We start from the raw sequence: 14,763 nt of genomic DNA on the forward strand, positions 1-14,763 counted from the left end.
GAATTATGGCTGACAATGTAATAAAAACAAAATCTTTTAATTTTGCTTTGAGAATTATTAAACTTTTTCAATTTTTAAAAGATGAAAAGAAAGAGTTTGTTTTAAGCAAACAATTACTTCGAAGTGGAACTGCTATTGGAGCCTTAGTCAGAGAATCTGAACAAGCAGAAAGTAAGAAAGACTTTATCCATAAACTTGTAATAGCGCAAAAAGAGGCTAATGAAACTGATTATTGGATTGAATTATTGTTTCAATCAGATTATTTAAATCAAATTCAATTTCAATCTATAAAAAGTGACATAGTTGAATTAAATAAAATCCTAGCTTCAATTATTATTACTTCCAAACAAAAGCTTACAGTTTAATAAAATTTAGCATTCACCATTCACCATTTACAATTATAATGAAAGTAGTAATCCAAAGAGTCTCAGAAGCATCAGTGACCGTAGAAGGTCAAAAAACAGCAGATATTAAAAAAGGGTTATTGGTTTTAGTCGGTATAGAAGATGCCGATACACAAGAAGATATTGACTGGCTTGCTGGCAAAATTGTTAAAATGAGAATTTTTGGCGATGAAAACGATGTTATGAATTGTTCCGTTCAGGATATTGATGGAGATATTATTGTGGTTAGCCAATTTACACTTCATGCATCCACTAAAAAAGGAAACCGTCCTTCTTACATAAAAGCTTCCAAACCTGATTTTGCCATTCCTACTTACGAGAATTTCGTAAAAGCAGTTGAAAAAGAACTTGGTAAAAAGGTACAAACTGGAATTTTTGGTGCCGATATGAAAGTAAATTTGCTAAACGACGGACCTGTAACCATTGTTATAGACAGTAAAAACAGGGAGTAAAAAATAAAGTAAACGACTGTTAAGAAATTCTAAAAATACTTCTATATTTGGCGAAACTATGTATTAATGAAAATGACCCTTTTAAGGCTTTTTCTCGCCTTATTTTCCATTACCTCTTTTGCCCAAAAGAGCGATTATTCCATTCTTAAAATCTCCGACAGTCTTAAAGAAAATGCCAATGCTGTTCTGCGTTTAGATCAAATGGATATTGTAATTTCCTCACAAAGAAATATGAATATCAAGGTACAGAGAATTGTATCTGTTTTAAATGAAAAAGGGCTTAGGAATATTGATGCTTACCAAAATTATGATAAAACAACTTCTATAAAAAATATAGAGGCTGTTGTTTATGATGCATTTGGAAAAGAAATCAAGAAAGTTAAACGTAAAGATTTTAGAGATCAAAGCGCCGTTGATGGCGGAACTCTTTTTTCAGATAACCGTATTCTTTTTTTAGATTATACACCCATAACTTATCCTTTTACAATTGCGTATTTTAGCGAAGTAGAAACTTCAAATACAGCTTTTATACCACAATGGTATTTTTTAGGAGATTATAATTTAAGTGTTGAAAAATGTGCCTTAAACGTTACTTTTCCAAGCGATTTAGGATTCAAAAAGAAAGAATTTCAATTCTCTGATTTCAACATAAAAAAAACAGTTGAGTCCAATACACAATTAAGTTATACCGCAAACAATATTTTAGCCCAAAAAGCCGAAGAACTGAGTCCGTTTTCAAGTGATCTTTTTCCAAAAGTAATGATGGGACTGGAAAAATTTCATTTGGAAGGAGTTGATGGTACGGCGACAACTTGGGAAGCATTCGGTAAATGGTATGGAGATAAGATTCTAACAGGGACAACTATTTTACCAGATGAAACAACAGCAAAGATTAAAGCACTTGTTGGGAATGAAAAGGACCCTGTTAAAAAAGCAAAAATTATATACGATTATGTTCAGAAAAAGTCTAGATATGTAAATATTGCAGTTGGCATAGGAGGATGGAAACCTATGCTGGCATCAGATGTTGATCGTTTAGGATACGGCGATTGTAAAGCATTATCTAATTATACGAAAGCGCTTCTGCAAGCGGTTGATGTACCATCGTATAATACCATTTTATACGGCAGCCGTTATAAATCAAATATTCAGTCTGATTTTGTTTCAATGCAGGGAAACCATATGATACTTGCGGTTCCTAATGGAAAGGATTATATCTGGCTCGAATGTACAAGTCAAGATGATCCGTTTGGTTATCAAGGAACTTTTACAGATGACAGAGATGTTTTGGTTGTAAAACCTGAAGGTGGAGAAATTGTACGAACTAAGATTTACGATGATAAAGGAAATACTCAAAACGGAAAAGGAAGTTACACAATCGATGGAAGCGGAAATTTCTCAGGATCAATTGTGATAGCTTCACAAGGTTCGCAATATAGTTCAAAAGCTAGGTTAGAAAATGAAATTCCTACTGAAAAGGAAAAACATTATAAAAACTACTGGAACAATATCAACAATCTCAAACTCGGAAAAATAACCCTTGATAATAATAAAGAAGAGGTTCGTTTTTCTGAAAATGTACAGATAAGTGCCGATGCTTATGGAGTAGTAAGCGGAAACAAAATGATTTTTGTGGTGGATGCTTTCAATCAAAATTCTGAAAATGTAAAACGAATCAGAAACCGTAAAAACCCATTTCTAATTCAGCGCGGTTATTTAGATACTGATGAAATCGAAATCAATCTGCCGGCTGGTTTTTCGATCGAATTTCTGCCTGCAAACTATGAATTAAAAGGGAAATTTGGAGAATACAAAACCGAAATCATAAAAAAAGATTCTAATAAACTTACCTATAAGCGTTCGATTTTTATCAATCGAGGAAAATATTCAAATAAAGAATACGATGAATACCGTCTTTTTATGGAACAAGTTTCTAAAAATGATAATGCCAAAATCATATTAAATAAAAACTAACCAAAACAAAAATAAAACATGAAAATTACCAGATTATTTGTTTTTATATTTCTGTTATTGTCTGTTTCAAATATAACAGCACAGGAATTTAAACTAGGAAAAGTAACCATTGCTGAGCTTCAACAAAAAGTGCACCCAAAAGATTCATCAGCCTCAGCCGCTATTCTGTATAAAAGAGGAAAAGCAAGAATAGATTACGATCAAAACGATGGATTTATAACAGTTATGGATGTTGAAACCCGTATTAAAATTTATAACAAAGAAGGTTATGATTGGGCAAATCAAGAAGTCTGGTATTACTATGGAACTGGTTTCAAAGAAAAAGTATCAATTAGTGATGCTGTTACATACAATTTAGCAGGCGGCAAAATTGAAAGTACCAAGTTAAAGAGCGATGGGATATTCGATGAAGTAATCAATAAATACCGAAGCAAGAAAAAAATGACGATGCCAAACGTCAAAGAAGGATCTGTTATTGAATTTAAGTATACCATTAAAAGTCCTGATGTTTTAATTCGTGATTGGGATTTTCAAACCAGTATTCCGGTAAATTATTCAGAGTTTAGAACATTTGTTCCTGAATATTTTGTTTTTACACCCGCACAAAAGGGATATGTTTTTCCTAAAGTTACTTCTGAAAAAAGCAGTAAATCATTTATCATAAATTCTAAAGAAAGATATAATACTGGAAATTTTGGAGGTGGAGCCACAAAAACAGAGTTCTATCAGGATAAAATTGATTATATGGAAACCCAAACTATTTACCTTGCCGAGAATTTCCCTGCTATGAAAGACGAAGCTTATGTAAATAATATTGATAATTATACATCATCTGTTGGTCACGAACTGTCAATGACAAAATTCCCAAATAAGCCAATAAAACAACTTTCCACAGATTGGAATTCTGTAGTTAAAACAATTTATGACTACGAAGATTTTGGACCTGAATTAAATAAAACAGGTTATTTTGAAGAGGATGTGAAAAAATTATTGGCAGGAACAAACACGCCAGAAGAAAAAATCTGGGTTATTTTTAACCATGTAAAATCAAATGTAAAATGGAATACCTATAATGGTTACAGCTGTGACAGCGGTGTTAAAAAAGCCTACAAAGAAAAAACAGGTAATATTGCCGATATTAACCTGATGCTTACTGCCATGTTACGTTACGCAGGCTTAACAGCAAATCCGGTTTTAGTTAGTACACGTTCAAATGGTATTGCTTTGTTCCCAAACAGAACTGCATTTAACTATGTTATTGCTGCGGTTGAAACACCAAACGGATATGTTTTATTAGATGCATCTGAAAAATTCTCTACTCCAAATGTTTTGCCTATCAGAGTTTTAAACTGGTACGGAAGATTAATACGAAAAGACGGTACATCTGAAGAAATTAACCTGATGCCAGAAAAAACATCTGGTGATAATGTTTTTTTGACTTACAGTATTGATGCCGAAGGGAAAGTAACCGGAAAAACAAGAAGACAGTGTTTGGATTACAACGCTATGGTTACCAGAAGTAATATAAACAGTCTTAAAGAAGAAGAATATTTAGATAAATTGGAAAATAACAATGGTAAAATAGAAATCAGCGAATATTCTAAAACCAATGAAAAAGATATTCTACTTCCTATAATTGAAACGTATTCTTTTACAGGAAATAATCTATGTGAATTGATTGGAGGAAAAATTTATGTAAGTCCAATGTTATTCTTTACAAATGACAAAAATCCGTTTAAACAGGAAGTGCGTGAATATCCAGTTGATTTTAGTTATCCTTTTGCAGATAAATACAATATTACAATTCAAATTCCAGAAGGTTTCGCTGTGGAAACATTACCAGCTCCAGCAGCTGTAAATATGGAAGATAATTTAGGATATTTTAAATTCAACATTGCGGCTAGTGGCAATACCCTTCAATTAGTTATTTCACATCAAATAAATGAGGCAATTGTTTCTGCTGATAAATATGGAATGCTAAAAGAATATTATAAAAACATGATCGCAAAAGAAACTGAGAAAATAGTTCTGAAAAAGATTTAACTCATGAGATTTTCGGGTTTAATTACAATTGTCATATTCTTTTTAATTGGTATAAAAGCTAATTCTCAAAACTACGAATTAGGCAAAGTGACTATTGCAGAACTACAGGAAAAAGTACATCCAATAGACAGTAGTGCCTCGGCAGCGATTCTATTTAAAAAAGGACGAACATTTTTTACGTATTCAAGAGATGTGGGTTTTACAGCCAATCATGTTTGCGAAATAAAAATTAAAATCTATAAAAAAGAAGGATTAGGCTGGGCCGATCAAAAAGTACGGTATTATATTGGGTATGAAAACTTAAACAAAGAACAATTAGAGTTTTCAAATGCGATTACCTACAATTTAGAAAATGGTGCTATTGTAAAAACAAAACTTGAAAATCAAGGCGAGTTTAAGAAAAAGATAAACAATTACTGGAAAGAAAAATCGATTACTTTCCCAATGTAAAAGTCGGTTCGATAATCGAATACAAATACATTCTTAAATCTGAAAATATTGTAAAGTTCCCGGATTTCGACGTTCAGTACGAAATTCCGGTGAACTACTTTTATTATAAAACAGAACTTCCCGAATATTACATCTACAAACCAATTTTAAATGGAGGAATTCCCCTTGAAACCGATTCGAAATTTAAGAACGCAAGCCAGAATTTTGAAAATGAACACAACCAAACGAATACGCTTTATTACAAACAAATAGAATCTTTTTATTCGGGAAAAAATATTCCTGCTTTAACAGAAGAACCTTATGTTAATAATATTGAAAACTATAAAGGAACTATAAAGCACGAATTGGAAAGAGTACGTATGCCTGACCAACCTGTTAAAGATTATGCCTTAACATGGGAAGGTGTAGCCAAAACGATTTTTAAGGATGAAGATTTTGGAAAACAGCTCAGCGAAAAAAGCTTTTTAGTTGAAGATGTAAAACGTTTAGTTGGGAATGTGGAATCTTTCAATGAAAGACTCAATCTTGTTTTTACCTACGTTCAAAATAGAATGAACTGGGATGAAACAAGAAGTTATTATACAGATAAAGGCGTTATAAAAGCATACAAAGATCAAACAGGAAATGTAGCCGAGATTAATTTTATTTTAATCAGCATGTTGCGCCTTGCGGGTGTAGAAGCAAATCCAGTCTTAGTCAGCACAATCGAAAATGGATTACCGGTTTATCCTACCAGAACAGGATTTAATTATGTCATCGCAGCCGCCGAAATTGATGGTAAGCAAATTTTGTTAGATGCAACACATAAATTTACATCTCCGAATATTCTGCCATTAAATGTTTTGAATTGGAAAGGTAGACTTATAAAAAATGACGGAACTTCTATAGAGATAGATTTAGAACCGTCAATTCCATCAAAGGAGAATTTTAATTTGATGGTTTCCATTGATAACGGAGGAAAAATGAACGGACAAGCGAGAATTCTGCGTACAGATTATGATGCATACCGATTCAGAGTGGAAAATAATGCCAAAAACCAAGAAAATTATTTGGAAAAATTTGAAACCGAACTGGGCGATTTAAACATTTCAAATTATCGTATCGAAAACCAAAAATCAAATTTAAAAGATCCTATCATCGAGACTTTTTCATTTGCATCAAATAATCAGTCGGATATTATTGGAGATAAAATTTTTGTAAATCCATTACTTTTCTTTACCCGAACAAAAAATCCGTTTAATCAGGAAAAAAGAATAATGCCCGTATATTTTGGATATAAAAATCAAGAAAAATATAATATAACACTTGAAATTCCAAACGGTTATACAGTAGAATCACTGCCAGTCCCTATGAAAATTGCTACTGAAGATAAAGGGATTGTATACCTTCTTAACTTTTTTGCCGAAGGAAAGAAAATCCAAATAAACTGTACAAAAGACATTAACAATAGTATTTTTGCAGCTGAGGAGTATCAAACATTGAAAGATGTCTTTCAAAAAGTTACTGCCAGTCAAAATCAAAAAATTGTCCTTAAAAAAATATAATCATGGATTTGAAAAATGCACAGCTTGATGTCGATAACTGGATCAAAGAACACGGAGTTCGTTACTTTAACGAATTAACCAATATGGCACAACTTACTGAAGAAGTGGGAGAAGTTGCTAGAATTATTGCACGTCGTTATGGAGAACAATCTGAAAAAGAAAGTGATAAAAACAAAGATTTAGGGGAAGAATTAGCAGATGTTGTTTTCGTAGTTTTATGTTTAGCCAACCAAACCGGAATCGATTTACAAGCCGCTTTTGATAAAAAAATGGACTTAAAATCAGTTAGAGATAAAGATCGTCACAAAAACAACGATAAATTGAAATAATTGTGAAATTTAAGCGTGAATTTTGATTTACGCATGAGGAGTGGTAAATTGCGGGGCTGAATTATTTTTCTAATCATTCATAATTCATAATTCACAACTTACAATTAAAAAAATGAATTTAAAATTAACGACGAATTCAACATTCACAATTGATGATTCGCAACTAAATATTACAGGTTCAAAAAGCGAAACGAACCGTTTATTATTACTAAAAGCATTATTTCCAAATATTACTTTAGCCAATACTTCAAACTCAGATGACAGCGAAGTAATGCAGAAAGCATTAATTGGAAACGACGAAATTGTAGATATTCATCACGCAGGAACTGCAATGCGTTTTTTAACAGCTTATTTTGCTGTAAACGAAGGAAGAGAAGTGGTAATGACAGGTTCAAGCAGAATGCAAGAGCGTCCTATTAAAATTTTGGTCGATACGTTAAGACAACTTGGAGTTGAGATCTCGTATGAAAAAGAAGAAGGTTATCCGCCAATTCGAATCAAAGGGAAAAAAGTTACCGCTTCTAAAGTAACCTTGGCAGCAAATGTAAGCAGTCAATATATTTCGGCACTTTTATTAGTCGCTTCTAAATTAGAAAATGGTTTAGAACTGACTTTAGAAGGAGAAATTACTTCCATTCCGTATATCAAAATGACTTTGGCTTTGCTTAATGATTTGGATATTCAAACCAGTTTTGAAGGAAATATCATCAAAGTGTATCCTAAAGAAGCAGTTGCATCAAAAGAAATGGTGGTTGAATCTGATTGGAGTTCGGCTTCATATTTCTTTAGTCTCGTAGCTTTGTCTGATGCTGCAAAAATCACGTTGAGCAGTTATAAAGAAAATAGTCTTCAAGGAGATTCTGAGTTAGTTTCTCTCTATGCAAAAATGGGTGTAAAGACGACTTTCCAAAACAATAAAATGACTTTGGAAAAAGTGGCAGGATTCAATTATCAAGATGTAAATTTCGATTTGAACAATACACCAGATATTGCGCAGACAATCGTTGTAACTTGTTTAGGTTTAGGAATTGGATGTCATTTAACAGGCCTTCATACTTTAAAAATTAAAGAAACAGACCGACTCGAAGCTTTAAAAACCGAGCTGACAAAATTAGGAGCAAATATTTCTGTTACTAACGACAGCTTGACTTTAGTGAAATCTAAGAAAATAAACCACGATGTAAAAATTGGAACCTACAATGACCACCGTATGGCAATGGCATTTGCACCATTAGCGATTAAAGTGCCAATTATTATTGAAGATGCTGGAGTAGTTTCGAAATCATATCCAGATTTCTGGAACGATTTAAAAGCTTTGAATTTCCAAATCTCAGAATTGTAAAATAAGATAGCCACGAATTCACGAATTTAATTTTAAAATAATAATTCGTGAATTCATGACGAAAAAATGATAGCCTCTGGTTTCAACCAGAGGTTTTTTTTATGGATAGCCATTTAGTATAATCGTAAAGTTTGTCAGTCTGAGCGAAGTCGAAGACCACGTAAGAAGCTCGACAAAGATTGGCAATATATTTTGTAGAGTTCCTAGTGTGATTTTTCCCTTTAGTTGAAATAACACAAAAAAAGTTAAAATTGACTTAAAGAATTTATTTTTAAATCAATCTGAAAGCTTGGTAAATCAAGGACTTTTGAAAATAAACGCCAAAACACTTGACAACGCCTGTCTCACAATCGTATATTTGCATCCGATTTAAAATTTTAGGTACATAAATCTAAAATCTACACTCTAAAATCAATAATTCAAATATGAAATTATCACACTTCAATTTCAATTTACCAAAAGAACTTTTGGCTGAATTTCCAGCAGAAAATAGAGATGAATCTCGTTTAATGGTAATTGACCGTAAAACTCAAACTATCGAACATAAAATGTTTAAAGACGTTATCAACTATTTTGATGACGGAGACGTTTTAATTCTTAATAATACAAAAGTTTTCCCTGCACGTTTGTACGGAAACAAAGAAAAAACTGGAGCTAGAATTGAAGTTTTCTTATTAAGAGAATTAAATTCTGAGCAAAGACTTTGGGACGTTTTAGTAGATCCGGCTAGAAAAATCCGTATTGGTAACAAACTTTATTTTGGTGACGACGATTCGTTAGTTGCTGAGGTAATCGACAATACAACTTCTCGTGGTAGAACATTACGTTTCTTATATGATGGATCTTACGAAGAATTCAGAAACAAATTAACAGAACTTGGAGAAACTCCAATTCCTAAATACATCAACAGAGACGTTACTCCTGAAGATGCTGAAAGATACCAAACGATCTATGCAAAAGAAGAAGGAGCTGTAGCCGCACCAACTGCCGGTTTACACTTCTCAAAACACCTTTTGAAAAAATTAGAAATCAAAGGAGTGAACTTTGCTGAGGTAACTTTACACGTTGGTTTAGGAACTTTCAACCCAGTTGAGGTAGAAGATTTATCGAAACACAAAATGGATTCTGAGGAATTAATCATTACTCAAAAAGCTTGTGATATTGTAAACGAAGGAAAAGCAAAGAAAAAACGTATTTGCGCAGTTGGAACAACTTCTATGCGTGCAATTGAAAGTTCTGTTTCTTCTGCTAATACTTTAAATCCTTATGAAGGATGGACAAATAAATTTATTTTCCCTCCTCACGATTTCAGTATTGCAAACTGTATGATTACAAACTTCCACACACCAAAATCAACCTTATTAATGATGATTTCTGCTTTCTGTGGACATGATTTAATGAAAAGAGCATACGAAGAAGCAATCAAAGAAGGATACAAATTCTATTCTTACGGAGATGCGATGTTAATTCTTTAATCGGAATTAATTTTCAATATAATAACCCGATAGTTTTTTAGAACTGTCGGGTTTTCTGTTTTTAAATGGTTTAACGTTTCAAGTTTTACATTAGTTGTGAAATTTTTTATCACAAAGTTCGCAAAGATTTCATTTAGCAAGAGATTATGCAGATTACCATAGATTTAAAAAATTCCTTTAATCTGTGGCTAACTTTTTATATATCAATTCGCAATTTATTCAGAACATAGCCCAAGGTTTCAACCTTGGTACACAAAGATTGGGATACGATACGTCTCCAAGGTTGAAATCTTGGCTATGTTTTATCTAGAGCTTGCAAAAATGTTTTTAAGACAAAGCTTTGCGAACTTAGCGTTTGTAAACGTTAACCTTAATAACAAATCTTAGCGAACTTTGCAGTAAATCACGCACAGATTATCAACATGAAACTTGAAACCTGAAACTTCAAACAAAACAAACAAAATTTGTTATTTTAGCAATCAAAACAAAAAACAATGACTTTTCAAAATACACGCGAATTTGCACGAGAGCTAGATTCGAAAGATCCATTAAATCATTATCAAGACCAGTTCATTTTTCCGAAAGTAAACGACAAACGAGTAATTTACTTCACAGGAAATTCTTTAGGCTTACAGCCAAAACGTACCAAAGCATACATAGACGAAGTAATGAATGACTGGGCTGAACTGGCAGTTGAAGGTCATTTTTATGCCGAAAAGCCTTGGTGGGATTATCAAGAAAGATTTGCAGAACCATTGAGTAAAATTGTGGGAGCACTTCCATCAGAAGTTACTGTTATGAATACGTTGACTGTGAATCTTCACTTGTTGATGGTTTCTTTTTATCAGCCAACTAAAACACGTTATAAAATTATCTGCGAAGAAAAAGCTTTTCCATCAGATCAATATATGTTTCAAAGTCAGGTGAATTTTCACGGGTATAAACCTGAAGATGCCATTATAGAAATCAAACGTAGAGAAGGAGAACACAATATTCGCCTGGAAGATGTTTTAGCAAAAATCGAAGAAGTGGGCGATGAACTGGCTTTGGTTTTAATTGGCGGTGTAAACTATTATACCGGACAAGTTTTTGACATTAAAACCATAACGGCAGCCGGACAAAGAGCAGGAGCAAAAGTAGGGTGGGATTTAGCACACGCTGCTGGAAACATCAAGTTAGAACTTCACGATTGGAATGTCGATTTCGCTGCTTGGTGTAGTTACAAATACATGAATTCTGGACCAGGAAATGCTTCGGGATGTTTCGTTCACGAAAAACATCACAATTCTGATCTGCCAAGATTTGCAGGATGGTGGGGACATAATAAAGAACGTCGTTTTAAAATGGAACCAAATTTTGATCCCGTTCATGGTGCAGACGGATGGCAGATTAGCAATCTTCCAGTGCTTTCTTTAGCACCTTATTTAGCTTCAGTTGAAATGTTTGCTGAAGTTGGAATGGATGCTTTAATTACAAAACGAGATCATATTACGTCTTATCTCGAATTTATTCTTCATGAAATTGATAAAGAAGTAAAAGGAAATTTCGAAATAATTACACCTTCAAATCCAGCAGAAAGAGCTTCGCAATTATCCGTCTTTTTACACGGAGAAGGAAGAGCATTATTTGACTATTTGATGAAAAATGGCGTAATTACAGATTGGAGAGAACCAAATGTTATTCGTCTGGCACCAGTTCCTTTGTATTGTTCTTATGAAGATATGTACGATTTTGGACAAATTCTGAAAAAAGGAATTTTAGGGAAATAGATATTACTCTCGCAGAATCGCAAAGTTTTTAAAAAAAATTCCGTTAGGAATGTCTCAATATTGTAGCAACGGATTTTAATCCGTTGAATAAAAAATTGACATCATACATTGAGTTCCGTGGGAACGATGCATAAAAATATGTTTCGATCCTACGGATCTTTAATATTGTAAACGTTATAAAACAACCGGATTGAAATCCGGCCCTACAATATAGATTGAGCCAAAGGCTCTTTTAATTGAATTGCCTCCAGCTTTAGCTGGAGGATTTAAAATTGGCTCAAAAAGGCTTTAGCCCAAATGATAGTTTGGCTAAAGCCTTTCTATTATATTTCAATAATCTCCAGCTAAAGCTGTAGGCAATTCAAAATTTAAAAGCTTTGTATTTACTTCCAGATAACTTTAGGAGCAAAAAAACAATGAGATTTTAATTTTATAAATTTTCTAAAAAATTCTGTAACAACCTATATGCCAGATATGTCGTATTTTGTAGTGTATAATTTAAAATATGATGATCATGAAAGGCTTATATATTTTATTAGCAGCGATACTCTTAACTTCTTGTCAAAATCAAAGTAAAGAGAATATAAGTAAAGCCAAACAAGCCAGTATTGATTCAATGAAAGTTGAGATTAATAAACAGCGTATAATCGATTCAATGAAAACTGAAATGGCTAAGATAAAAGAGCAACAGCAAGTTGAATCTCAAAAAGAAAAAGTAGTTGTTGTACATCAGCAGGCAAATGGAACAACTGCTGCAACTACAACTACGACAAAAAAGAAAGGATGGAGTTCAACGGCTAAAGGTGCTGTAATTGGTGCCGGAGTGGGTGCTGCAACTGGAGCAATTGTCAGTAAGAAAAAAGGCGAAGGAGCCATCATAGGTGGATTAGCCGGAGCTGGAGTAGGTGCCGGAACAGGTGCTATTATTGACAGCAAGAAAAAGAAAGAATAAATTTTTAATTCTAGAAATAAATAAAAAATGCCGATTTAGAAAATCTAAATCGGCATTTTGCTTTTAGGCTACTTCGAGTCTTGGAATCTGAATTGCGTTTAATTCTGATTTATAAAAATTAAATTGCGTTTTGATTTTTTCTTCATCATTCTTAAAATAAAAAGTGGATGAAAATAGATTTTGATAGTATTCAATTCCTTCTAAAATATTAGCTTTAAAAGAATTCCATTTTTTAATTTGATTAGATGTGATTTCTCCAGAAATGTTTTCAATTTCATTTCGGAAATAATCCACATACATTTTCAATTCTTTTACAAATAAGTTTGGACGATCATTGGTTCTTAAAACCGATTTTCCTTGATAAATATGTGCTAACATTTCTTTCAAAGAAACTTCATGATCAAAATACGCGAGATTTGGTCCCGGACAAATCACAACTCCCTGCGCCTGACCTTTTATGGTTATATCGTTTTCAAGATAAGAAGCATTTGCTAGACCAACACACAAACACGATTTCTCAGTGATTTTGATTTTGCCCTTTTCAAATTCTTCTGGAGATAAAGTGTCTTTTTTAGATTCTAAATCTTCCAGTTTTATATCCTGATATTTTTTAGATGCCGTGCAAATTCCGTGTGGATCGTATTCTTTGCTTAATGCTAAGAATTTTTTCGGACAAGAACTTCCGGCTTTATTTTCCTGAATGCGCTTTTGTTTTAAGAATTCATTACTTGTACCTCGTAAAGTGTTAAACGGAACTCCCAATGGCGAAATGTTGCTTAAGTAAAAATCATCTTCTTTGGCATTCATCAATAAATTACGGGTTTCTTGGTCTACAGAAGTCGCTTCCGGAACTAATAAAAATGGAGAACCCCAGCCTACAGAATCTACTTTATATTCATCTAATAAAAACTCATGTTCCTCTGCCGTTCCAACACCGCCTTGAACGGTAATTTTCAATTCAAGAGGGTTTTCTGGGAAATGCTGATTTTTTGCCTCTAAAGCTTTAATCATTAAATCGTGAGCCGATTGTACTAGTTGTTCTTTTTTCTGCTTGAATTCCTCTAAAATAGCGCCTAATAGCAGTCCGTCGGTGGCAAAAGCGTGGCCGCCGCAGTTCAATCCTGATTCAATTCGGTATTCTGAGACCCAAAGCCCTTTTTTGGCTAAGAAATTTCCCTGAATCATTGCCGATCTAAAATCGCTGACTTTTAAAATGATTTTCTTTTTAAGCTCGTTATTTTCGTTTGGAAAAAAATCTTTGAAGTTTTCAAAGTAACCAAACAATCTCGGATTCATTCCGGCCGAAAGGACAACGGAAGATTCTAAATTACTATTGGCAAAACCTCGTAAAGCCGCATGAGCGTCGTTGAATTCGATAGGAAGCGGTTCGTTTTTGACAAAATTATCTTTATCCAATTTTGTCATGATATTTACGTCAATTTCTCCCGGAAAAAGATGCGATTCAATATACTGCTGAATGTTCTCTTTAAAGGCAATTCCGTCATCGAGCAAATTTTGAAATCCTTTTTTAATATCAGAAGTATTTGGTAACATCGCCATAAAATTTTCAACAGCTGTTTTGCTTTCTGCTAATTCTGCTTTAAAGCTTTCGAATTTTTCTTTAACGATTTTATCAACTAAATTTAAATACGAGGTAATTCTTTCGGCACGATAATCATGAAATTTCTGAGTGATTTCTTCGTATGGAAAATTGAATTTAGTGCTGTAGAAATTACGCATCTTCTCAATTAAATCGTCATCTGCAAGAGCAACAACAGACGAAATACCGTACTGCGCCACTCTTATTGGGCTGTCAATGGTATAAGCAAGCCCCATTACAGGGATATGAAAAGTGTGTAAGGGTGTTTTTGTCATTTGTTTTTCAGATTAAAATAAAGACAAATGAAAAAAAATATTTTTGTGCAAAACCTGATAATTGTCAGGTTCGTAAAGGGTTGAGTATAATTTTTTTCAGCCACGAATTCACGAATTAGCTCAAATCTTTGTGATTTTTTAATTCAAATTACAT

12 protein-coding genes are annotated in these 14,763 nt (G+C 33.1%); 11 read left to right on the forward strand and 1 reads right to left on the reverse strand.

Annotated elements, in window-relative coordinates:
- The first annotated feature begins 5 nt into the window (after positions 1-5).
- The 11 genes from J0383_RS13455 (at position 6) to J0383_RS13500 (ending at position 12,734) form a co-directional block, all read left to right on the forward strand.
- The gene (locus J0383_RS13455) at positions 6-365 is read left to right on the forward strand and encodes a four helix bundle protein (protein WP_207294559.1); all 360 of its coding nucleotides are present in this window, start codon (positions 6-8) and stop codon (positions 363-365) included.
- A gap of 38 nt (positions 366-403) precedes the next feature.
- Entirely contained in the window at positions 404-856 is a 453-nt protein-coding gene (dtd, locus tag J0383_RS13460) for a D-aminoacyl-tRNA deacylase (RefSeq protein ID WP_207294560.1), read from the forward strand.
- 66 nt (positions 857-922) lie between these two features.
- A complete protein-coding gene (locus J0383_RS13465) occupies positions 923-2,830 on the forward strand; it encodes a DUF3857 domain-containing protein (RefSeq protein ID WP_207294561.1) in 1,908 nt (635 codons plus the stop codon).
- 18 nt (positions 2,831-2,848) lie between these two features.
- A complete protein-coding gene (locus tag J0383_RS13470; RefSeq protein ID WP_207294562.1) occupies positions 2,849-4,873 on the forward strand; it encodes a DUF3857 domain-containing protein in 2,025 nt (674 codons plus the stop codon).
- Between the two features lie 3 nt (positions 4,874-4,876).
- Positions 4,877-5,323: a hypothetical protein gene (locus J0383_RS23690; protein ID WP_239023070.1), complete on the forward strand. Its 447-nt coding sequence runs from the start codon at positions 4,877-4,879 to the stop codon at positions 5,321-5,323.
- Positions 5,324-5,412: 89 nt separating this feature from the next.
- A complete protein-coding gene (locus J0383_RS13475) occupies positions 5,413-6,867 on the forward strand; it encodes a hypothetical protein (protein ID WP_239023071.1) in 1,455 nt (484 codons plus the stop codon).
- A 2-nt stretch (positions 6,868-6,869) separates the two neighbouring features.
- On the forward strand, positions 6,870-7,196 hold the full coding sequence (locus tag J0383_RS13480; RefSeq protein ID WP_127340449.1) for a nucleotide pyrophosphohydrolase: 327 nt from the start codon (positions 6,870-6,872) through the stop codon (positions 7,194-7,196).
- 112 nt (positions 7,197-7,308) lie between these two features.
- Positions 7,309-8,538 (forward strand): 3-phosphoshikimate 1-carboxyvinyltransferase, encoded by a 1,230-nt coding sequence (gene aroA / locus J0383_RS13485; RefSeq protein ID WP_207294563.1) that lies wholly within the window; start codon positions 7,309-7,311, stop codon positions 8,536-8,538.
- 425 nt (positions 8,539-8,963) lie between these two features.
- Entirely contained in the window at positions 8,964-10,013 is a 1,050-nt protein-coding gene (gene queA, locus J0383_RS13490; protein ID WP_207294564.1) for a tRNA preQ1(34) S-adenosylmethionine ribosyltransferase-isomerase QueA, read from the forward strand.
- A 494-nt stretch (positions 10,014-10,507) separates the two neighbouring features.
- Positions 10,508-11,782 carry a kynureninase gene (gene kynU / locus J0383_RS13495; RefSeq protein ID WP_207294565.1) on the forward strand — a complete coding sequence of 425 codons (1,275 nt, stop codon included), beginning with the start codon at positions 10,508-10,510 and terminating at the stop codon, positions 11,780-11,782.
- A gap of 514 nt (positions 11,783-12,296) precedes the next feature.
- A complete protein-coding gene (locus J0383_RS13500; RefSeq protein ID WP_207294566.1) occupies positions 12,297-12,734 on the forward strand; it encodes a YMGG-like glycine zipper-containing protein in 438 nt (145 codons plus the stop codon).
- 63 nt (positions 12,735-12,797) lie between these two features.
- Here J0383_RS13500 and J0383_RS13505 read toward each other — a convergent pair whose 3' ends face one another.
- Complete coding sequence (locus J0383_RS13505) at positions 12,798-14,609, reverse strand: hypothetical protein (protein ID WP_207294567.1); 1,812 nt, start codon at positions 14,607-14,609, stop codon at positions 12,798-12,800.
- Between the last annotated feature and the right edge of the window lie 154 nt (positions 14,610-14,763).

The sequence above is a fragment of the Flavobacterium endoglycinae genome (genome assembly GCF_017352115.1).
Lineage (GTDB): Bacteria > Bacteroidota > Bacteroidia > Flavobacteriales > Flavobacteriaceae > Flavobacterium > Flavobacterium endoglycinae.

Bases quoted from the DNA above. Each gene is read 5' to 3' on its own strand.
- J0383_RS13455 (WP_207294559.1), top strand. From the start codon at position 6: ATGGCTGACAATGTAATAAAAACAAAATCTTTTAATTTTGCTTTGAGA.
- dtd (WP_207294560.1), top strand. From the start codon at position 404: ATGAAAGTAGTAATCCAAAGAGTCTCAGAAGCATCAGTGACCGTAGAA.
- J0383_RS13465 (WP_207294561.1), top strand. From the start codon at position 923: ATGAAAATGACCCTTTTAAGGCTTTTTCTCGCCTTATTTTCCATTACC.
- J0383_RS13470 (WP_207294562.1), top strand. From the start codon at position 2,849: ATGAAAATTACCAGATTATTTGTTTTTATATTTCTGTTATTGTCTGTT.
- J0383_RS23690 (WP_239023070.1), top strand. From the start codon at position 4,877: ATGAGATTTTCGGGTTTAATTACAATTGTCATATTCTTTTTAATTGGT.
- J0383_RS13480 (WP_127340449.1), top strand. From the start codon at position 6,870: ATGGATTTGAAAAATGCACAGCTTGATGTCGATAACTGGATCAAAGAA.
- aroA (WP_207294563.1), top strand. From the start codon at position 7,309: ATGAATTTAAAATTAACGACGAATTCAACATTCACAATTGATGATTCG.
- queA (WP_207294564.1), top strand. From the start codon at position 8,964: ATGAAATTATCACACTTCAATTTCAATTTACCAAAAGAACTTTTGGCT.
- kynU (WP_207294565.1), top strand. From the start codon at position 10,508: ATGACTTTTCAAAATACACGCGAATTTGCACGAGAGCTAGATTCGAAA.
- J0383_RS13500 (WP_207294566.1), top strand. From the start codon at position 12,297: ATGAAAGGCTTATATATTTTATTAGCAGCGATACTCTTAACTTCTTGT.
- J0383_RS13505 (WP_207294567.1), bottom strand. From the start codon at position 14,609: ATGACAAAAACACCCTTACACACTTTTCATATCCCTGTAATGGGGCTT.